The organism is Actinomadura sp. GTD37, assembly GCF_041951365.1.
Classification (GTDB): Bacteria; Actinomycetota; Actinomycetes; order Streptosporangiales; family Streptosporangiaceae; genus Spirillospora.
In genome coordinates this window covers 524373-542657 of the sequence record NZ_JBGNUS010000003.1, presented here as the reverse complement: position 1 = coordinate 542657, position 18285 = coordinate 524373, and the positions used below count along the sequence as shown (strand labels likewise).

The following is an 18285-nucleotide window of genomic DNA, read 5'->3' as shown; positions in this document are numbered from 1 at the left end:
GTCGCGACGGCGTGATCGTTCATCATCCCGTGGGCACCGCCGAGCAGCGGCTCTTGCTGTGAGACTGGTCATGCCTGACCTCAGAGCCCGCCGCCCCCTGCGCTTCTCACCTGCATGAACATAGTGTCGGCGGACACAGAGGCCCCCCGCCTGCTCCTCCGCAGCCGGAACGGCCGGACGACCCCCGACGTCTCGGCGGCCGTGGTGCGCCTACGCGGCGCATCGTCTCTTCGTGGCACGCCCGGGTCTCGCGCCCGGGGCCGTCTCGCTGAGCGAGAATGCGTCAGAAGCAATCGGTGTTCCCAAATATCCTCCTGACGGTGGTGATCCGACAGCAAACGTTCCCGGCCCTCCTCTCGCCCGGCAAGATCGGGCCCATCGCGCTGGCCAACCGAGTGGTTCTCCCCGCGATGGACATGAACCTCTGCGAGGACGGCGAGATCCATCAGGGCGATATTGACCATTTCGTGGCCCGCGCCGAAGGCGGCACCGGAATGATCATCACGGGCTGCTGCGCCGTCGCCTACCCGGCGGGCTGCACCAGCCGCAAGGAGCCGGGCCTGTCCGAGGACCGGTTCATCCCCGGCCTCAAGGCGCTGGCCGACGCGGTCCACGAGGCCGGCAGCAAGCTGTGCGTGCAGATGGTGCACCACGGCAAGGTCGCCCGGATCGACACCCTCGACGGCCGGGCGCAGCTGGTGCCGTCCGTCCCGAAGCCGCCCAGCGACATGAGCATGATGATCGACTGCACTCCCGAGGAACTCGGGAAGATGGCGGCGATCCAGGAGGGCAAGAAGGCTACCCACCACGAGGCCACCCACGAGGACCTCGCGTGGCTGGTCCGGATGTTCGCGCAGGCCGCAGGCCGTGTGAAGGCCGCCGGTGGCGACGCCGTCGAGATCCACTGCGCCCACAACTACGTGCTCGGCGGCTTCCTGAGCAGGTACTCGAACCAGCGCACCGACGAGTACGGCGGGTCGATCGAGAACCGGGCGCGGCTGACGTGCGAGGTGATCCGCGCGGTCAAGGAAGAAATCGGTGACGGCCTCGCCGTCATCGTGCGGCTGGCGGGCCAGGAGTACGGCGAGTCCGAAGGGCTGACGCCCGACGAGGCCGCCAGTGCCGCCGCCATGTTCGAGCAGGCCGGCGCCGACGCCATCCACGTCACCGGCACCGCGCTGAACGCGTTCGCGAACTTCACCGACGGCCCGCTGCCCGACAAGGTCGGCTTCTACACCGCCAACGCCGCGGTCGTGAAGCGCGCGGTGTCGATTCCGGTCATCACCGTCGGCCGCATGCTGCCCGAGGTCGGCGAGCGGATGATCGCCGAGGGCCACACCGATTTCGTCGCCATGGGCCGCCAGTTGCTGGCCGATCCCGGCCTGGTCGACAAGCTGAAGGCCGGCGTCAGCGAGCAGGTCCGCCCGTGCATCAACTGCTACGTGTGCGTGCAGGAGAACTTCTGGGACGCCACCCCGCTGTGCGCGGTCAACCCCGCGCTGGGCGATGAGACGCTGCTGCCGTTCCCGCGCACCACGTCCCCCAAGCACGTCGTCGTCGTCGGTGCCGGGCCGGGCGGCATGGAGACCGCCCGTGTCGCCACCGAACGCGGCCACCGCGTCACCCTGCTGGACAAGACCGACCGTCTCGGCGGAACGCTGTGGTTCTCGACGCTGACCACCCCCGACAACGAGCGCCTGCTGAAGTGGCTCACCCAGGAGGTGCAGCGGGCCGGTGTCGACGTCCGGCTGAAGACCGAGGCCACCGCCGCGACGATCAAGGCCCTCGCGCCCGACGCCGTCGTCGTCGCCACGGGCGCCGTGCGCGGACGTCCGAGCGTTCCGGGCGGCGACCTGCCCCACGTGCATACCGGTGACAGCCTGCGCGGCCTGATGACCGGCACGGGCGACGTCTCGGACCAGCCGCTCTTCCTGCGGGTCGCCAGCAGGCTCGGCGGTCTCGCCGGCATCACGAAGAGCCCCGCCAGGATCCGCGACATGAGCCGCAGGTTCCTCAAGTTCCTGCCGATGAGCAAGAACGTCGTCGTCATCGGCGGATCGCTCGTCGGTCTCGAACTCGCGGAGTTCCTCGCCGAGCGCGGCAGCCGGGTGACCCTGGTCGCGGAAGGCCGGCAGCTCGGTGTGCCGATGGCGATGCCCCGCCGCTGGACCGCCGTCAAGCACGCCAAGGACCTGGGCGTGAAGATCCACCGCGACGCGACCGTCGAGCGCATCACCCCCAAGACCGTCGAGTTCACGGTCGAGGGCAAGTCGCAGTCCGCGCCGGCGAGCATGGTCGTCGTGGCGTCGGGTGTCTCGGCGGCGGCACCTCTCGCCGACGAACTGGCCCAGGCCGGTATCGAGGTCCACCTCGTCGGCGACGCCAATGAGGTCAACTACATCGAGGGCGCGATGCACTCGGCATGGAAGGTGGCCACCGCGATCTGATCGCGGTCGATGACGTGCCCCCGAAGCCCGTCTCGGGGGCGTGTCAGCAGGACAACGCCTGTGGCGCCTTCCGGCCGTGCCCGGCCTCAGCGAAACGGCTGGGTACGGCCACGCCCTCGTGTTCGTGTGGACGGAGGGGCTCACTGCCGCCAGCCCTGGCCGGTGTAGTCACCGCAGGGGTTGGCCACCAGGTCGACGTAGGCTGCTCGGCGGCCCAATCCGGGCCCGCATCACCCATCACCTCGGGGCCGGGCGCTGGCGAGCATCAAGACGGTCCCCCACTACGCACGTTGAATTTGAACCTCATTACCTCGACTCTTCGTCCGATGGCGTCTTCCGCCCAGAAGTGTTCCGGTCCGGCAGCGTGCTGCCCGTGACGTGCTCTGCAAGATGATGGGCCGCCATCGGCGCCCTTGGGGTGGTGAACGGAGCCACGAGGGCAGGCGGTACCCACTTTTTTGTGGGTACTTGGCTGGACGCGGTGATGGAGCGAGGCTGGTGGTGGGCGGTCAACGAGCCGTTCGATCAGGGGAACGGAGGTGGCGTGCGTTCAGGAGCCGACTGGGCCTTGGCGAGTCCGTCCAAGCGGCGGTGACCCCAGTCGGAGAGGGGCGCCAGCGCCTCGGAGAGGTCGCGGCCGAACTCGGTCAGGGAGTACACGGTCTTCAGGGGTAGCCCCTCGTGCACCTCGCGGAGCACCAGGCCGTCGTCCTCCATTTCGCGGAGCGCCTGGGTCAGCACTTTCTCGCTGAGGTCCGGCAGCCGCCGTCGAAGTTCACCAGGGCGGTGCGGACGGCCTTCCAGCAGCCAGAGCAGGGTGGTCTTCCACTTGCCGTCGATCACGGCGATCGCGGCGGTCACTCCGCAGACGTTCGTTCGCTGAGCGAGCTTGCGCGTCATCACTGTCCCATCGCCGCTATCAGTCAACTTTTCGTGGAGGTCAAGCCATGTCCGAACAGTCTGCCGTCACCGTGATCGGCCTGGGCCCGATGGGGCGGGCCTTGGCGGGCGCGTTCGTGGACGCCGGTCTGCGGACCACCGTGTGGAACCGGACTCCGGGCCGTGATCACGAACTGGTCGAGCGCGGCGCGATTCGCGCAGGCTCGGCCGAGGAGGCGGTCGCGGCGAGCGACCTGACCGTGGTCTGCGTGGTCGACTACGACGCGGCGGACTCGGTCCTGCGGCGCGAGGCGGTCGCCGGCGCGCTCAAGGGGCGCGCGGTGGTGAACCTGACCGCCGACACCCCTGGACGGGCACGCGGCACCGCGGCCTGGGCGGCCGACCACGGCATCCGGTACCTGGACGGCGCGATCATGACGCCGGTCGTCACCATCGGCACGCCGCATGCGGTGTTCATCCACAGTGGCCCGAAGGACCTCTACCGGGAGCACCTTCCGGTGCTGGAGGCGTTGGGCGGCACCCACACCCACCTGGGCGAGGACACCGGGCGGGCCGCCGCGCACGACATTGCGCTGCTGGACATCTTCTGGACCGCGATGGCGGGCTATGCGCACGCCCTGGCGGTGGCGAAGGCGGAGGGGATCACCGCGCGTGAACTGGCGCCGTTCGCCAAGAACATCGCTGCGATCCTGCCGCCGCTCTTCGAAGAATTCGCGGCCGAGGTGGACGAGGGGAGCTTCTCCGGCGAGGGCAACCCGATCACCTCGGCGGCGGCTTCCATGGCCCACATCGTCCACACCTCCGAGGCCCACGGGATCGACGCCGGGGTCATGCGAGCCGCCGAGGGCCTGGCCCGCCGCGTCGTCGGGAGGGGCCACGGCACGGACGGGTTCATTCGCATCACCGAACTCCTCGAAGACGCCACCAACGCCGATTCTCACAGCACTGGGCTGATCAAGCGGTAATGCCGTAATTGCGCTGGCAGCGGGCGTGGTGAACGGAGAGTTGTAGCGTCGCGGCCAGCCTCGGCGTGCAGCACCCGGACCTGGTGCGGGTCACCGTCGACCGACACCCGCCAGGTCCGGGCATGCCCGCCGTCGCGGGCGGCGGCCTGGTCGAACGCCCCACCGCTTGGTCGACGGATTGGAGCGCGGCGGCGGGGTTCAGTCGGTGAATTCGTCGACACCGAGGGCGAAGTTCCCGTTGCCCACTCCGTTAGTGGCGAGGCCCATCGTGAGCAGGCCCGCTCCTTCCAGCCAATGCGCCATCTTCAGGTCGCCGACGTCCAGCGGGCGCAGCCCGAGGGTCTTGACGAACTCCGCCACGCGCGCTTTGGCCTGCGCGCTGTCGCCGGCGACGAAGACGGCGGGCCGGCCCTTCTCCAGGACGTGACGGAAGATGGTGTTGAACGCCTTCACCATGCTGGCGCCGGCCGGGGCCACCTTGGCGGCTTCCTGCGCGATGGAGGTCTGCTCGCTGTGGGCCAGCCCATCGAAGGTGGAATTGAAGGTGTTGCTGATGTCGACAATGATCTTGCCCGCGAGGGCGTCTCCGTACCGAGCGATGGTCGGGACGACACCGTCGAACAGCAGGGCCATGATGACGATGTCTCCGGCCGGGACGGCGCCCCACTCTCCCGCCGTGGCGCCGCCGCCGAGAGCCTTGGCCAGGTCAGCGGCCTTGGACTGATCGCGGCCCATGACCTCGACGGTGTTGCCGCCCGCGACCGCCCGCGCGCCGATGGTGCCGGCCATGTTCCCGGTGCCGATGATCGTGATGGTGTTCATTCGGTGTGCCTTCTTTCTTGTTCTCGAGCTTTCGATTGGTTTCGTTCGCGCCGGTTTTGGCCCGGCGCGTCCTGCGGCGCGCTGGGGCGGCCGCTACTCGTCAGTTGCCTCGGCACCCTGGTCAGATGACGGTGGTGCCGCCGTCCGTGGTCAGTTCCAGTCCGTTGACGTAGCTGGAGTCGTCGGAGGCGAGGAAGAGTGCGACGGTGGCGATCTCCTCGGGGCGGCCCATCTTTCCGCGGGGGATCAGGGACTCGAATGCCTTCTTGGTGGCCTCGTCGAAGAGTTCCTCCTGCTTCGCTGTGGCGACCTGGCCGGGGGTGAGCACGTTGACCCGGATTCGCCGGTCCTTGAGTTCGTTGAGCCACACGCGGGCCCATGCCTGCTGCACGGCCTTGCTGCCCGCGTACACGCTCCAACCGGGAAAGCCGCGCAGGGAGGCGTTCGAGCCGGTCATGAAGACCGAGGCTCCGTCGTTGAGCAGCGGCAGCGCCTTCTGCACGGTGAACAGGGTGCCGCGCGCGTTGAGTGAGAAGGCGCGGTGGAACTGCTCTTCGGTGATCTCGCCGAGCTTGGCCTGCTCGCCCATTCCGGCATTGGTCCACAGGACGTCGATCGAGCCCTTTTCCTTCTTGACCGTCTCGTAGAGGCGGTCAAGGTCGGCCAGCTCGGCCGCGTCGCCCCGTACGGCGGTGACGTTGCGGCCGATCGCCTTGACGGCGTCGTCGAGAGCTTCCTGCCGCCGGCCCAGGATGTAGACGTAAGCCCCCTCTTCGACGAACAGCCGGGCGCCTGCCAGCGCCATGCCGGTCGAGCCGCCGGTGATCACCGCGACCTTGCCATCGAGCTTTCCCATGATCACTCCACTGAGCCGACGGATACTCGGACATTACATAAACCGCTCTGTGTACTTACAGTATCCGGCGGTCGGCCGGACCGCAAGCTATGCACACCGATCGGTACCCGACTGGGTTAAACTGGCGGTATGACGGAGTTGGAGAAGGGCCCCCTGGGCCGACGCCGCGGCCGCGGCGCACGCGAACGCATCCTCAGCGCGTCCCGGCAGCTGTTCCGCGAGCAGGGCATCAACCGCACCGGCATGGACCAGCTCTGCGCCGTGGCCCAGGTCTCGAAGCGCACCGCCTACCAGCACTTCGGCGGCAAGGACGAGCTCGTCGCCGAGTACCTGCGCCGATTCGATCCCGACGTCATGCCCGGCGTGTTCGACCGCACCGACCTCACACCCCGCGAACGGCTCCTCGCCGTCTTCGACATGCCCGCGTCCACGGACCTGTGCCCCTACATCGCGGCGGCCGTCGAACTCCACGACCCCCAGCACCCCGCGTCCCAGTACGTACGCGAGTACAAGCAGGCCATCGCCGCGCGCCTGGCCGAAACCGCACGCGAAGCCGACGCCACCGACCCCGAGCAACTCGGCGAGCAACTCGCGCTGCTCCTCGACGGCGCCGCGGCCCGCACGCGAGTCATCAACGCCGGGAGCTTCCCCACCGCCGCCGCCATCGCCGCCGTCCTCATCGACAACGCCATCCCGCGACAGCCCAGCGATGAGGGGTCGATCACGGTAGAGAGCGGTAGCTAACCGGCCGCGTTACAGGCCCGGCGGGCGGACCGGCGGGGTGAGGCCGGACAGCATCGCGAACACGACCATCTGGGCGCGGTCGCGGGCGCCGAGTTTGAGCAGGGCGCGGCCGATGTGCGTGCGGACGGTCTCGGCGCTGATCGTCAGCCGGTCCGCGATCTCGTCGTTGGACATCCCGGTGGTCACCCAGGAGACCACCTCGCGCTCCCGCTCGGTCAGGTGCTTGATCCCCGGGTGCGGCGCCATCCCGGGCCCCTGCCGGGCGAACTGGGCGATGACGCTGCGGGTGATCGACGGTGAGAGCAGCGAGCCGCCCTCGGTGACGACCCGGATCGCGCGCAGCAGCTCGTCCGGCTCGGCGTCCTTGAGGACGAACCCGCTCGCGCCGTGCCGCAGCGCCTCGAACACGTACTCCTCAAGGCCGAACGTGGTGAGCATGACGACCCGGACCGCGGCCAGGGCGGGATCGGCGGTGATCTCGCGCAGCGCTGCCAGGCCGTCCAGGACGGGCATCCGGATGTCCATGAGCACCACGTCGGGCCTGCGGGCGCGGACGACGTCCAGGCCGGTGCGCCCGTCGGCGGCCTCGCCGACGAGCTCGGCGCCGGGTTCGCCGCGCAGCAGGGTGCGCACGCCGACCCGGATCAGCGCCTGGTCGTCGATGACGACGACGCGGATCGGGCCGCTCACGGCCGGTCCCCGGCGAGCGGGAGGCGGGCGCGGACGCCGAACCCGCCGTCGGGGGACGGCCCGGCGGCGAGGGTGCCGCCGATCACCTCGGCCCGGCTGCGCAGGCCGCGGATGCCGAGGCCGTTCCCCGGCGGGGCGGACGGGACGGCGGCGCAGGCGTTGGTGACCTCCAGCAGCAGCGCCCCGCCGTCCCGCCGGATCCGGATGCGCACCGGCACGGCGCCGGCGTGCCGCAGGACGTTCGTCAGCGACTCTTGCAGGATGCGGTAGGCGACCGCGTCGACATCGGCGGGCAGGCCGGCGACGTCCGGTGCGATGTCGGTGTGGACGGTCACCCCGCCGGCCCGGACGCGTTCGGTCAGCCGGTCGAGCTCGTCGAGGCCGGGGGCCGGGGCCCGGACGGCCGGGGCCCCGCCCGCGTCCCGCAGCCAGTCGAGCTGCGCCCGCAGGTTCTCCAGGGCCTCCCGGCTGGTGGCGCGCACCGCCTTCATGGACTGCCTGGCCTCCTCGGGATCGTGGTCGAGGACGTGCAGCGCCACTCCCGCCTGCATCGCGATGGCGGCGAGCCCGTGCCCGACCGAGTCGTGCAGGTCCTGCGCCATGCGCAGCCGCTCCTCCGAGGCGACCCGGCGGGCCTGCTCGGTGTGCACCCCGGCGGCGGCCTGGCGGCGGGCCCGGGTCAGCGCGCCGGCCGCCAGCGCGACCGCGATGATCGCGCCCCACACGACCGCGTCCCTGGACATCGGGTAGTGGCCGGACCCGGCGGGCACGCTCGCCGCGTCCCGCACCCGCTTGGCGAACACGCCGACGATCAGCACGCCGAAATCGGCGGCGGCCGCGAACGCGGCGCGCGGCAGCGGGAACCGGTCGGCCACCCCGTACACGGCCATGGGGACGGTCAGCATCACCGGGCCGAACGGGTAGCCGGCCGCCAGGTAGCCCGCCACGAACGCCGTGTTGGCCGCCAGCGCGATGCCCGGCCGGCGCCGCAGCCCGAGCGCCAGGGCCGCGGCCGTCACCATCAGGTATCCGGCGGCGTCGAGGGTGCGGGCCGAGCCGGGCTGGAGGTCCGCCGCGGGCCCGGACGCGAGCAGGACGGCCGCCAGGAACGGAAGGCACACCCAGCCCTCCGCCGCCCAGCTCCGCCAGCGGCGCTTCCCACCGGTCACCGTCCGGACGATACCGGCCGCCTCCGGCCTCCGGCGTCCCCGTCTCGGCGTATGCGGGGGACGCGGGAGGGCGTACGCGCGATGCCGCCGCGCCGCGGACGCGTCCGCGGCGACGCGGCCGACATCCTCGTCAGGACGACGCCGATCGCGCGGGGAGCAAGACCCGGACCCGGCGGGGCCGATGCGGCAGCGCCCTGCCGCCCGCAGCCGCGGCTCAGAAGGTCGGGTCGGCCGAGGGAAGGTAGGTCCGCATTTCGATGAAGAGCCGTTCCGGATGGCAGGTCAGCCCGCTCACCGAGATGACGTCGATGCCCTCTCTCCGGTGGACTCGGCGCATCGCGCGGTCCCGGTACGGGTCGCGTGCTCCGGCGTGCGGTTCGATCCGGCAGAAGAAGACGACGCCCCGGTCGGCCAGGGTGAGTTCTGCGATATCTCTCCACGGCACGTCCAACCGGCCGTCCGGGGCCCGGAAACTGAGCAGATCCGGTGTCAGCGCCACATATTTGGGCGACCTCAGTTGACGTGCCGATGCCTGCGCGCCCCAGGCGGCGACGACGAGGAACACGGCGGCGCCCGACACCTGCGGGGGCCCGCCGTTGAGCGAAGCCAGCACGAGGGCGTAGGTCGCGGCCAGCGCGAAGAGCACCGTGCCCGCCAGCACGCAGATGACCGGCCTGCGCATGTAGGGGAACACGAGCGCGGCGGTCCGGGTGCCGTCCAGGTCGATCTCCCGGCGCTGGGGCTCTCCCCTCCAGCGGGGCGGAAGGGCCCCCGCGCCGAGCGCCGCCAGGCCCAGCGCCGTCAGGTTCAAGGGGACCGACGCGATGTCGAGGCCGTCCCCCTTCCCGGCGGCCGCGGCCCAGCTCACCGTTGCGGAACCCGCCGCCCCCAGCAGGATCATCGCCGCGCCGAACAGGTTGAGGAGCAACCGCATCACGAGCACCACCTCGCCGGGCCGGACGCCGCTCGCCCGGAGCCGTCGTCGCTGGACAAGGGCTTCGCCCGTCCCCGAGAACAGGCCGGGACGGGCGAACAGGACGAGGCGGTCACCGCCCCGCCGACTCCGGGGCCGGCTTCCGGGACCGGTAGGCGATGGCCGCGGCCGTGATGCCCGCGACGAGGGCCGCGGTGGCGCCGGCGCCCCGGACCGCCGCCCCGGCGACCTCCCCGAACTCGTCCGCGTCGACGGCGCTGCCGACGAACCCGGGGATCTCGGCCAGCGCGGCCACGGCGGCGAGCACGAGGGTCCAGCGCCAGCGGGTCACCGCGATGAGGACGGCGACCACCGTCAGGATGATCAGGCCGGGCGGCACGGCCGGCATCTCCACCCCGGCGACCTTCTGGATCAGCAGGCCGACGGCGCCCGTGGCGAGTCCGGTCACGGTGACCAGCGTGGGCCGGTTGAGGGGGGTCGTGCGCATGGTTGCACTCCTTGGGCTTCGCGAGGGTTCGAGCGACACCGGCAATGGTGCGGCGCGAGCCCGCCCCGCGTCGTCACCCGCCGGAGGACTCCCCCGCTACGTTCCGGGGAGTAGCAGGCGGCAGTGCGGCCGGGCCGTCAGGGCGCGCGGAGTTCCCGGGCGACCTGGGCGAAGGCGCGGACGAGCGACGTCTCTCCCGAGCTCCGCCAGATGAGCGCCCATTCGAGGGCGGGCGAGTCGTGGATCGGGATGTAGGCGATGTCGCCGCGGGCGAAGTACTTGACGGCGTGCGCGGGCACGGGCGTGACGCCCTGGTCCGCGGCGACGTTGGCGAGGATCTCCTGGACGGTGTGCGTGACCGGCCCGCGCGGGATCGGCCGGCCGCTCGGGGTCTGCGCCGGGCGCACCGCCTCCTCCATGTAGGCCGGGAGGGTGCCGGACGCGCCGAGCATCGTCGCGTCCGCGAGGACTTCGAGGGAGACCGACTCGTGCCGGGCGAGCGGATTGCGCGGCGACACCGCGAGGACGAGGTCCTCGGTGAGGACGACCGGGCCGACGGTCAGGTCGGGCTCCTCGACCGGCAGCCAGAGGATCTGCAGGTCGACGTCGCCGCCGCGCAGCGGCGTGAACGGGTCGCCTGCGGTCGCCTCCCGGATCTGGAGCTCGCAGTCGGGGTGCCGGGCGTTGAACGCGCCGATGACGTCGCTGATCTCGTGCCCGGTGGCGCCGACGAAGCCGATCCGCAGCGTGCCGGTCAGCCCGCGGGCGGCGGCCGCCGCCCGGTCGACGCCCTCCTGGATGAGCCGGTAGGCGGCCCCCAGGTCCTCGCTCAGCCGGCGGCCGATCGGGGTGAGCGAGACCCGGCGGCTGGTGCGCTCGAACAGCGCGGCGCCGATCTCCCGCTCCGTCTTCCGGATCGCCTGGCTGACCCGCGCGCGGGTGACGAGCAGCTTGTCGGCGGTCCGGCCGAAGTGCAGTTCGTCGGCCAGGGTCAGGAAGATCTCGATGTCCCGCAGCTCCATGGCCCGGCCTCTCGTCCAGCGGTAATCCCCAGGTTAACAAACGGTGCGGTCTTCGGCGTTGTTCGCGCCTTCCCGGTGCCGGATCGTGAGATCGGCAGGGCGCGGCGAACACGTTCGAACGGAGGAGGAGACGTGCCGAAGGTGGCGATCGTGACGGGCAGCGGCCGGGGGATCGGCCCGGCGCTCGTGCGCGGCCTGGACCGGATCCTGGCCGCGGACGCCGGCGGGGTCGTCCACCGGCTCGCGGACGGCGCGCACGGCGCCGACGACCTCGCGGCGGCGGTGGCGGCGCGGCACGGCGGCGTCGACATCGTGATCGCCAACGCCTCCGCCCCGATCCTGCCCGGGGTGCGCCTCCGGGACCAGGTCCGCCGCCTGGTAGAGGTCAACAACCACGGCACGCGGCGGGCGATCCAGGGGTTCGTCCCGCTGCTGAACGACGGCGCCAGGTTCGTGGTGGTGGCCGACCGGTTCGGGGCGCTGCGGCATCTGCCGGGGCATCTGCGGCCGCGCTTCGACGTCGACCGGATGAGCCTGGACGAGCTGGCCGCGGTCATGGACGGCTACGTGGACGCGGTCGAGACCGGCCGCGCCGCGGCCGAGGGCTGGCCCGCCGGGATCAACGTGGCGTCCCGGGTCGGGCAGGTCGCCGCCGTCAAGATCCTGGGCCGCGAGCTGGCCGGCGAGGCCGGGGCCCGGGACATCCTGATCAACGCGGCGGCCGCCGGCGCCGGCCGCGCCGCGGCCGCCGACGCGCTGTGGCTGGCCGCACTCCCGGCGGGCACCCGGTCGCCCTACGCCGAACTCGTGCACGACCGAACGATCATCCCCTTCCTTGCCTGAGGAGAACGGAAAAATGACCATGAAAACGCTGTCCACTCTCTCGCTGATCGCCGCGACGCTCACGACCGGCATGGTCGCCGGGCTGATGGCCGACTGGGCCTACACGGTCCTGCCGGGGCTGGGCCGCGCGAGCGACCGCACCTTCGTCGAGGCCATCCAGCAGCTCAACCGGGCCATCCAGAACGGCTGGTTCTTCCTCAGCTTCCTCGGCGCGATCCTGTTCGCCGGGCTGGCGGCGTTCCTCGCCTGGCGCGGGCACGGCAGGGACGCCCTGCCGTGGATCCTCGCCGGGCTGGCGCTGTACCTGGTGACGTTCGTCATCACCTTCGCCGCCAACATCCCGCTCAACGACCAGATCGACAAGGCCGGCGACCCGGCGCGGATCAAGGACCTCGCCGCCGTCCGCGCCGACTTCGAGAGCAAGTGGATCGCCTGGCACCTCGTCCGGACCGTGGCCAACATCGCCGCCTTCGCCTGCCTGGCCTGGGCCCTGGTGATCCACGGCGGACAGCGCGACGCCGAGCCCGCCGCGAAGGCGAGCGCCGGCGCCGCGTCCCAGCGGCCGGCAGCGACGGCCCCCACCCAGCCCCAGGCGGCGCCCCACCAGCAGCAGGCGGCGTACTACCAGGACGCGGTTCGCCCCCGGGCCGCCGGGCCGGTGCACGCGCCGCCCGCCCGGTACCGCTGAGACGTCCGATCGTCCTCCGGCGCCACCGGCCATGTGCCGGCGGCGCCGCAGGCCGTTCACGGGCCGGTGCTCCCGCGGAATCGCAGAGCCGTCAGGTTCGGTCTCCGTTGCCCGCCACGCCCGCCCGATATGCCAGGACCACCGCCTGGACGCGGTCGCGGAGGTTCAGCTTGGTGAGGATGCGCGAGACGTAGGTCTTCACCGTCTCGTGGCCGATGACCAGCTCGGCGGCTATCTCGGCGTTCGACATGCCTTCGCTGATGAGGAGGAGGACCTCGTACTCGCGGGGAGTGAGGACCTCCAGGCGGTCGCGCTCGGGCGAGGCGGGGGCCTTGGCGGGGCTCAGGTGTTCGGCGAAGCGGCCGATCAGGGTGCGGGTGACGACGGGCGCCAGGAGGGATTCGCCGCGCGCGACGGTGCGTACCGCGTTGATCAGTTCGGGCGGCGGGGCGTCCTTCAGGATGAAGCCGCTGGCGCCGGCGCGCAGGGCGTCGTACACGTACTCGTCGACGTTGAAGGTCGTGACGACCAGGATCTTCATCGGGCTGGTGGAGTCGGGGCCCGCCAGGCGGCGGGTGGCCTCGATCCCGTCGAGCCGGGGCATGCGGATGTCCATGACGACGACGTCCGGGTTCAGTTCCTCGGCTCTGCGGACCGCCGCCCGGCCGTCCTCGGCCTCGCCCACGACCTCCATGTCGGGCTGCGCCGAGAGGATCGTGACGAAGCCGGCCCGCACGAGCGCCTGGTCCTCGCAGACCAGCACCCTGATCGCGGTGTGCGGATCGGTCACGCGATGCCTCCTGCGGGGATGCGTGCGTGCACGCGGAACCCGCCCTCCGGGCTGGGCCCCGCCGTGAAGTCGCCGCCCAGCATCTCCACCCGTTCCCGCAGCCCCGTCAGGCCGCGGCCTCCCGAGAAGGCCGGGCCGCCGTCGCGGCGGGCGGGGGACGCGGGCGCGCCGCCGGACGTCCCGGCGGTGGTGACCTCGACGTCGGTCCAGTCGGGGGTGTGCGCGAGCCGCACCAGCGTGCTCCGGCCGGCGGCGTACTTCACGGCGTTGGTCAGCGATTCCTGCACGACGCGATACGCGGCGAGCTGGGCGCCTATGGCCATGTCCTGCTGCTGCCCGTCCTCGACCAGCTCGACCGGCTGGCCGCCCGCCCGCGTCTGCTCCACCAGATCGGGCACCCGGCCCGGCACCGGTGTGCGGTCCTGGGACGCCGACTCGCCGGTCGCCTCCAGCACGCCGAGCAGGAACCGGAGTTCTGCCATCGCGCGGCGGCCGGTGCCGTTGATCGCGCCGAGGGCCTCGGCGACCTTGTCGGGCGACTCGGTGAGGTACTGCGCCGCTCCGGACTGCACCACCATCGCGGTCACATGGTGGGTGACCACGTCGTGCAGCTCCCGGGCCAGGCGGCTGCGTTCCGCGGCGATCGCCGCCTGGGCGGACAGGCGGCGGCGCTCGACCTCGCGCGACCGCCGACCGCGGACCATGGCGCCCAGCCCGAACGCCGCCCCCAGGACCACGAAGAAGAGCAGGTAGTCGGCGAAGACGGCGGGCGAGCCCAGCTCGCGCAAGATGAAGGCGAAGACCAGGTACCCGGCCGTCGCCGCCGCCGGCACGGCCCGCCGGAAGCGGTTCTGATGGGCGCCCACGGAGTACAGCGCGATGTACACCCCCAGGCTGCCGAAGGTCGGCGGGCAGGCCAGCGACTCGTGCACCACGAAGGAGGTCCCCGCCAACGCCAGGCAGGCGGCCGGCCAGCGGGTGCGCACCGCCACCGGCAGTGTCATCCCCAGCGTCAGCAGCACGCTCGCGGCGGAGGCGCCGTGGACGGGAAGGTCTCCGAACTGCGCCCCGATCTGCGACAGCGGCGCAGCGAACGACAGCACCGTGAAGACGAGCGCGAACTCACCGTCCCTGGCCGCGGCGGGGCGGGACCTCCACCAGTCCGACAGCGAACGCAGCCGGACGGTCGCGGCGGCCACCAGGCCCGCCCGTGCGGGGACGCCGCCCTCTCGCGTGCGCCGATTCGCCCTGGTCACAAGGGCCGCCTGGTCTTCCATCACCATCCATGATCCGGTCGGTACAACGCTGAGCGGGACGGGGGGACGGGACGCGGCCGACGGCTCGCTCCCGTCCGGTACGCGCGTCCGGCTCCCGCGTCACGCGGCACGGCACCGCCGGACGATCGGGCCCCCACGGTGACGGTAGCGCCTGGTGACGACTGCATTGTCCTCCCGGGAGAGGACGGCGGGTAGCTCGCTCAGGGGACCCGCGGGCACGGCAAGTGCTCACTCATTGGTGACTACTCACAGTGGCCGGCACCCGTAGTTTTTCAGCGTTGAGAGCGGAGGCCATCCGCTGCGGGCGTGACTTTTGAGGAGTGAGCCATGACATCCAGCGACCAGCAGGCGCCGGGACCGGCCGGTGCCGGTGTCCCCCTGACCGGCTCTGCCGGGGACGGCACCGGGCGGCCCGCGCGCTGGGCCGCGTCGGCGTGGGTCCGCCTGCCGGTGCTGTTCGTGCTGATGCTGATCGTGACCTCGGTCGTCAGTGCGATCAACTCCGCCGCCGACGCCACTCCGCTGACCGCCCTCATCGCCGGGGTGGCCGCCGCCGGGCTGGCGCTGGCCGGCTACACGTATGCGGTGCGCTACCTGGAGGGCCGCCGCGCGCCGCAGGAACTGGCCATCGCCGAGGCGCGGCACGGACTGCGCCGGGGCGCCGTCCTCGGCCTGGGCCTCTTCACCGTCACCATCGCGCTGGTGGCGATGGTCGGCGGCTACCACGTCCACGGCTGGGGCTCGATCGGCGGCGCGCTGACCACGCTGGGGGTCATGACCGGCGTCGCGGTCGCCGAGGAGCTGGCCTTCCGCGGCGCGCTGTTCCGGGTCCTGGAGGAGAAGACCGGGACGCGGGGCGCGCTGGCCGTCTCCGCGCTCGTCTTCGGCGGCCTCCACCTGGTCAACGAGAACGCGTCGATCTGGGGCGCGCTGGCCATCGCCGTCGAGGCCGGGCTGATGTTCGGCGCCGTCTACGCCGCGACCCGCTCGCTGTGGCTGCCGATCGGCCTGCACCTGAGCTGGAACGTGGCCGAGCAGGGCATCTTCGGCACCAGCGTCTCCGGCTCCGGAACCGGCTCCGGCGGCCTGCTGGACGCCTCCGTCAGCGGCCCCCAGGCATTGACCGGCGGCGACTTCGGCCCCGAGGCCAGCATCTTCGCCATCCTGGTGTGCCTCGTGCCCACGGTGCTGTTCCTGCGCGCCGCCAAGCGGCGCAACCGGATCTTCACCCGCGCCGAACTGGCCCAGGCGAAGCGCCACTGACACGGGTCGCGCCACCGGGAACCCGCGCGTGCGGGGGCGGCAGCCAGGCTGCCGCCCCCGACGCCTGGCCGTCGCGTGGAAGCCCATGGCCGACGCTGTGACGTCCCGGATCTGGCTGTGCTCACTGGTCGTGGAGGCCGAGGTTCCGCAGTGCGGCGTCCATGCATTGGCGGAGGCTCCCCGCGTCCGGGGCCACGGCGGTGAGGAGGACGCCTGGGCCGGGGAGCGGGGTGATGACGCCGTGCCCCGCCGTTGGGAGGTCGTCGAGGAGCCGGGGCGCGGGCGGGTGGTCGTGGTAGGCGGGGTCGATCACGAGGAGCTGGCCTGCGGCGCGGTTGCCGGCCAGGACGGCGGGGCCGTCCCAGCCGGGGGCTCCGGGGCCGTAGGCGGTGTGCTGGTCCAGCAGCGTCCGCCCGCCGAGCCGGACGGTGAGGCGGCTGGTCAGCCGTCCGGACTGCTCGTGGGCACGGCCGAGGATCTGCTGTTCGCCGAGCACGAGCCGGGCGGTGGGCGCCAACTCGACCCGGATGCGCTGGCGCAGGTCGCTTCCCGCCGCGGAGATGACGGGTTCGGGCAGCCAGTGGAGCCGCGCGGACCGCGCCACGCGCAGCGTGACGTCGTAGGCGGCATGGCCGGGCGCGCGGCCGGGCAGGGCGACCGTGGCGGCGGCGGACGATACGTGGAGGTCGGCTTCGGGGCCGACGTCGGCCTCGATGCGCAGCCGGTCCCCGTTGTGCGGGGCGCTCATCGTGTTCAGGAAGCACAGCCGCGCCTGGCCGCCGCGGGCGCGCAGACGGCGGAGGGCGAACGGGCCGTCGCCGTGGAGGACCGGAAGGTCGGTGGCCCCGTCGGCGGCCTCGGCCGTGATGCGGGCGGCGGCGGTCACGCCGTAGGGAACGTGTTCGACCGTGGCGGGACGGGACGCCCGGCGGACGGACGGCGCCGTCGTCATGCCCTGGCCGTGGTCTGCTCGGCGACGCGCCGCCGGATCCAGTCGGCCACGGGTTCGACGCCGTGGTCGGCCTTGACGCTGGTGAGGACGACGGGCAGGGAGCCGCGTGCGGCCTTGGCGTCGCGTTCCATGGCGGCGAGGTCGGCGCCGACGTGGGGCGCGAGGTCCGTCTTGTTGATGACCAGGAGGTCGGCGGCGGTGACGCCGGGGCCGCCCTTGCGGGGGATGTCGTCGCCGCCGGCGACGTCGATGAGAAAGATCTGGTGGTCGACCAGTCCTCTGGAGAAGGTGGCGGTGAGGTTGTCGCCGCCGGACTCGATCAGGACGAGGTCGAGGGACGGAATCCTGTCCTCCAGGTCTTCGACGGCTTCGAGGTTGGCGGAGATGTCGTCGCGGATGGCGGTGTGCGGGCAGGCGCCGGTCTCCACGGCGGTGATCCGTTCGGGTGGCAGGACCGCCTGGCGCAGCAGGGCCTCGGCGTCCTCGCGGGTGTAGATGTCGTTGGTCACCACGGCGATGGAGAGGGTGTCGCGCAGCCGCCGGCAGAGGGCCGCGACGGTCGCGGTCTTGCCGGCGCCCACCGGTCCGCCGAGGCCGACGCGCAGCGCGCGGCGGCGGGCGTCCGGGCGTCCCGCCGCGGGTGGGAGGCCGTCCCGCAGTGCGGGGTCGGTGTGGTGCAGGTGCATGGGTGCTCCTGTCGGCCGTGGTCTCGGGTCGGCGGTGGTCAGCTGGCGAACAGGCGCACCGGCCAGGCGGCGTGCTGTTCGGCAGTGATGTCGAGCAGGGGCGCGGACGCGGCCGGCAGCGCGTCCGTCCCGTCCGCCGGGACGCGGGCGGCGTGTCCGGCCGCCCGCGCGGCGACGTCCTCGATGTCGGCGGCGAGGCGGGCGGTGACGGCGGTCGCCTGGAACGGGTCGAGGCCGAGCAGGCGGATCGCGGCGGTGACCGGGCCGCCGACGGCGTCGTAGGCGGCGGCCAGCGCGGCGTCCGGCGGGCCCAGCCCGGCCGCGCGGGCGGCGAGGCCCAGCACGATCGGCTGGTGCGCGCCGGCCGGCCGGGCCGCGGCGAGTCCTTCGAGGTCGGGGGCGGGCCAGGCGATGCGCGCCGCGCGCAGCAACTGCCGGCCGAGCTTGCGGGCGGTCCGGCGCAGCGCCGGGCTCGGGGTGCGCGCGTCGGCCGCGTCGTCCAGCGGCAGCGGGTCGCACCCGCCGGCCGCGGCGGCGGCCAGTGCCGCCGCGACCAGGCCGGTGGTGCGGAGCCGCCCGCGGCAGAAGTCCTCGAGGGTCGCGGGGTCGTGGACGCGTCCGGCCGCGATGGCGGCCTCCGCCCCGCCGGAATGCGCGTGCCCTCCGGAGGGGAACCGGCCGTCGCCGAGGATCAGCAGTGCCGCGGGACTCATCGTCGCTCCAAGGACGGGGCCGGTCAGAACGGTCAGA

19 protein-coding genes are annotated in these 18285 nt (G+C 72.5%); 6 read left to right on the top strand and 13 right to left on the bottom strand.

Translation table 11 applies throughout. From position 1 onward, the window contains the following. Positions 1–323: 323 nt before the first annotated feature. On the top strand, positions 324–2447 hold the full coding sequence (locus ACA511_RS20895) for an FAD-dependent oxidoreductase (protein ID WP_375026114.1): 2124 nt from the start codon (positions 324–326) through the stop codon (positions 2445–2447). A 525-nt stretch (positions 2448–2972) separates the two neighbouring features. On the opposite strand, the gene ACA511_RS20890 is transcribed toward ACA511_RS20895, so the two are convergent. Next, on the bottom strand, positions 2973–3347 hold the full coding sequence (locus ACA511_RS20890) for a winged helix-turn-helix transcriptional regulator (protein WP_375026113.1): 375 nt from the start codon (positions 3345–3347) through the stop codon (positions 2973–2975). A 47-nt stretch (positions 3348–3394) separates the two neighbouring features. Here ACA511_RS20890 and ACA511_RS20885 point away from each other — a divergent pair, with 47 nt between their 5' ends. Continuing rightward, positions 3395–4312, top strand: coding sequence for an NAD(P)-dependent oxidoreductase (locus ACA511_RS20885; RefSeq protein WP_375026112.1), 918 nt, complete (start codon positions 3395–3397; stop codon positions 4310–4312). A 198-nt stretch (positions 4313–4510) separates the two neighbouring features. Here ACA511_RS20885 and ACA511_RS20880 read toward each other — a convergent pair whose 3' ends face one another. Together ACA511_RS20880 and ACA511_RS20875 are read right to left on the bottom strand one after the other, a co-directional pair. Further along, positions 4511–5134 (bottom strand): NADPH-dependent F420 reductase, encoded by a 624-nt coding sequence (locus ACA511_RS20880; RefSeq protein WP_375026111.1) that lies wholly within the window; start codon positions 5132–5134, stop codon positions 4511–4513. A 121-nt stretch (positions 5135–5255) separates the two neighbouring features. Further along, complete coding sequence (locus ACA511_RS20875; protein ID WP_375026294.1) at positions 5256–5990, bottom strand: SDR family NAD(P)-dependent oxidoreductase; 735 nt, start codon at positions 5988–5990, stop codon at positions 5256–5258. Between the two features lie 129 nt (positions 5991–6119). Between ACA511_RS20875 and ACA511_RS20870 the strand changes: the two genes are divergently transcribed. After that, positions 6120–6734: a TetR/AcrR family transcriptional regulator gene (locus tag ACA511_RS20870; RefSeq protein ID WP_375026110.1), complete on the top strand. Its 615-nt coding sequence runs from the start codon at positions 6120–6122 to the stop codon at positions 6732–6734. 9 nt (positions 6735–6743) lie between these two features. On the opposite strand, the gene ACA511_RS20865 is transcribed toward ACA511_RS20870, so the two are convergent. From ACA511_RS20865 to ACA511_RS20845, 5 genes are all read right to left on the bottom strand, one after another. After that, positions 6744–7424 (bottom strand): response regulator, encoded by a 681-nt coding sequence (locus tag ACA511_RS20865; RefSeq protein ID WP_375026109.1) that lies wholly within the window; start codon positions 7422–7424, stop codon positions 6744–6746. Further along, positions 7421–8593, bottom strand: coding sequence for a sensor histidine kinase (locus tag ACA511_RS20860; protein ID WP_375026107.1), 1173 nt, complete (start codon positions 8591–8593; stop codon positions 7421–7423). The genes ACA511_RS20865 and ACA511_RS20860 overlap by 4 nt, the downstream gene beginning before the upstream one ends. A 214-nt stretch (positions 8594–8807) precedes the next feature. Beyond that, positions 8808–9527, bottom strand: a complete 720-nt coding sequence (locus ACA511_RS20855; RefSeq protein WP_375026106.1) for a hypothetical protein — start codon at positions 9525–9527, stop codon at positions 8808–8810. Positions 9528–9639: 112 nt separating this feature from the next. Further along, the gene (locus tag ACA511_RS20850; RefSeq protein WP_375026105.1) at positions 9640–10014 is read right to left on the bottom strand and encodes a hypothetical protein; all 375 of its coding nucleotides are present in this window, start codon (positions 10012–10014) and stop codon (positions 9640–9642) included. A gap of 137 nt (positions 10015–10151) precedes the next feature. Next, entirely contained in the window at positions 10152–11036 is an 885-nt protein-coding gene (locus ACA511_RS20845) for a LysR family transcriptional regulator (RefSeq protein WP_375026104.1), read from the bottom strand. 132 nt (positions 11037–11168) lie between these two features. Between ACA511_RS20845 and ACA511_RS20840 the strand changes: the two genes are divergently transcribed. Together ACA511_RS20840 and ACA511_RS20835 are read left to right on the top strand one after the other, a co-directional pair. Then, positions 11169–11879 (top strand): hypothetical protein, encoded by a 711-nt coding sequence (locus tag ACA511_RS20840; RefSeq protein WP_375026103.1) that lies wholly within the window; start codon positions 11169–11171, stop codon positions 11877–11879. A gap of 13 nt (positions 11880–11892) precedes the next feature. Further along, positions 11893–12567 carry a DUF1772 domain-containing protein gene (locus ACA511_RS20835; RefSeq protein ID WP_375026102.1) on the top strand — a complete coding sequence of 225 codons (675 nt, stop codon included), beginning with the start codon at positions 11893–11895 and terminating at the stop codon, positions 12565–12567. A 91-nt stretch (positions 12568–12658) separates the two neighbouring features. Here ACA511_RS20835 and ACA511_RS20830 read toward each other — a convergent pair whose 3' ends face one another. Then, complete coding sequence (locus ACA511_RS20830) at positions 12659–13357, bottom strand: response regulator (protein WP_375026101.1); 699 nt, start codon at positions 13355–13357, stop codon at positions 12659–12661. Beyond that, positions 13354–14613 carry a sensor histidine kinase gene (locus ACA511_RS20825; protein WP_375026100.1) on the bottom strand — a complete coding sequence of 420 codons (1260 nt, stop codon included), beginning with the start codon at positions 14611–14613 and terminating at the stop codon, positions 13354–13356. The genes ACA511_RS20830 and ACA511_RS20825 overlap by 4 nt, the downstream gene beginning before the upstream one ends. Positions 14614–14961: 348 nt before the next feature. Here ACA511_RS20825 and ACA511_RS20820 point away from each other — a divergent pair, with 348 nt between their 5' ends. Further along, on the top strand, positions 14962–15897 hold the full coding sequence (locus tag ACA511_RS20820; RefSeq protein WP_375026098.1) for a lysostaphin resistance A-like protein: 936 nt from the start codon (positions 14962–14964) through the stop codon (positions 15895–15897). Positions 15898–16018: 121 nt separating this feature from the next. On the opposite strand, the gene ACA511_RS20815 is transcribed toward ACA511_RS20820, so the two are convergent. From ACA511_RS20815 to ACA511_RS20805, 3 genes are read right to left on the bottom strand one after another with little or no spacing between them, the layout of a single operon-like run. Beyond that, entirely contained in the window at positions 16019–16849 is an 831-nt protein-coding gene (locus ACA511_RS20815) for an urease accessory protein UreD (protein WP_375026097.1), read from the bottom strand. Continuing rightward, positions 16846–17535: an urease accessory protein UreG gene (gene ureG, locus ACA511_RS20810; RefSeq protein ID WP_375026096.1), complete on the bottom strand. Its 690-nt coding sequence runs from the start codon at positions 17533–17535 to the stop codon at positions 16846–16848. Before ureG ends, ACA511_RS20815 begins: the two co-directional genes overlap by 4 nt. A gap of 38 nt (positions 17536–17573) precedes the next feature. Continuing rightward, complete coding sequence (locus ACA511_RS20805; RefSeq protein ID WP_375026094.1) at positions 17574–18248, bottom strand: urease accessory protein UreF; 675 nt, start codon at positions 18246–18248, stop codon at positions 17574–17576. Between the last annotated feature and the right edge of the window lie 37 nt (positions 18249–18285).

What these genes read in the sequence shown, in the direction of transcription:
- ACA511_RS20890 (WP_375026113.1), bottom strand. Translation starts at nt 3,347, where the DNA reads ATGACGCGCAAGCTCGCTCAGCGAACGAACGTCTGCGGAGTGACCGCC.
- ACA511_RS20885 (WP_375026112.1), top strand. Translation starts at nt 3,395, where the DNA reads ATGTCCGAACAGTCTGCCGTCACCGTGATCGGCCTGGGCCCGATGGGG.
- ACA511_RS20880 (WP_375026111.1), bottom strand. Translation starts at nt 5,134, where the DNA reads ATGAACACCATCACGATCATCGGCACCGGGAACATGGCCGGCACCATC.
- ACA511_RS20875 (WP_375026294.1), bottom strand. Translation starts at nt 5,990, where the DNA reads ATGGGAAAGCTCGATGGCAAGGTCGCGGTGATCACCGGCGGCTCGACC.
- ACA511_RS20870 (WP_375026110.1), top strand. Translation starts at nt 6,120, where the DNA reads ATGACGGAGTTGGAGAAGGGCCCCCTGGGCCGACGCCGCGGCCGCGGC.
- ACA511_RS20855 (WP_375026106.1), bottom strand. Translation starts at nt 9,527, where the DNA reads ATGCGGTTGCTCCTCAACCTGTTCGGCGCGGCGATGATCCTGCTGGGG.
- ACA511_RS20850 (WP_375026105.1), bottom strand. Translation starts at nt 10,014, where the DNA reads ATGCGCACGACCCCCCTCAACCGGCCCACGCTGGTCACCGTGACCGGA.
- ACA511_RS20845 (WP_375026104.1), bottom strand. Translation starts at nt 11,036, where the DNA reads ATGGAGCTGCGGGACATCGAGATCTTCCTGACCCTGGCCGACGAACTG.
- ACA511_RS20835 (WP_375026102.1), top strand. Translation starts at nt 11,893, where the DNA reads ATGACCATGAAAACGCTGTCCACTCTCTCGCTGATCGCCGCGACGCTC.
- ACA511_RS20820 (WP_375026098.1), top strand. Translation starts at nt 14,962, where the DNA reads ATGACATCCAGCGACCAGCAGGCGCCGGGACCGGCCGGTGCCGGTGTC.
- ACA511_RS20815 (WP_375026097.1), bottom strand. Translation starts at nt 16,849, where the DNA reads ATGACGACGGCGCCGTCCGTCCGCCGGGCGTCCCGTCCCGCCACGGTC.
- ureG (WP_375026096.1), bottom strand. Translation starts at nt 17,535, where the DNA reads ATGCACCTGCACCACACCGACCCCGCACTGCGGGACGGCCTCCCACCC.
- ACA511_RS20805 (WP_375026094.1), bottom strand. Translation starts at nt 18,248, where the DNA reads ATGAGTCCCGCGGCACTGCTGATCCTCGGCGACGGCCGGTTCCCCTCC.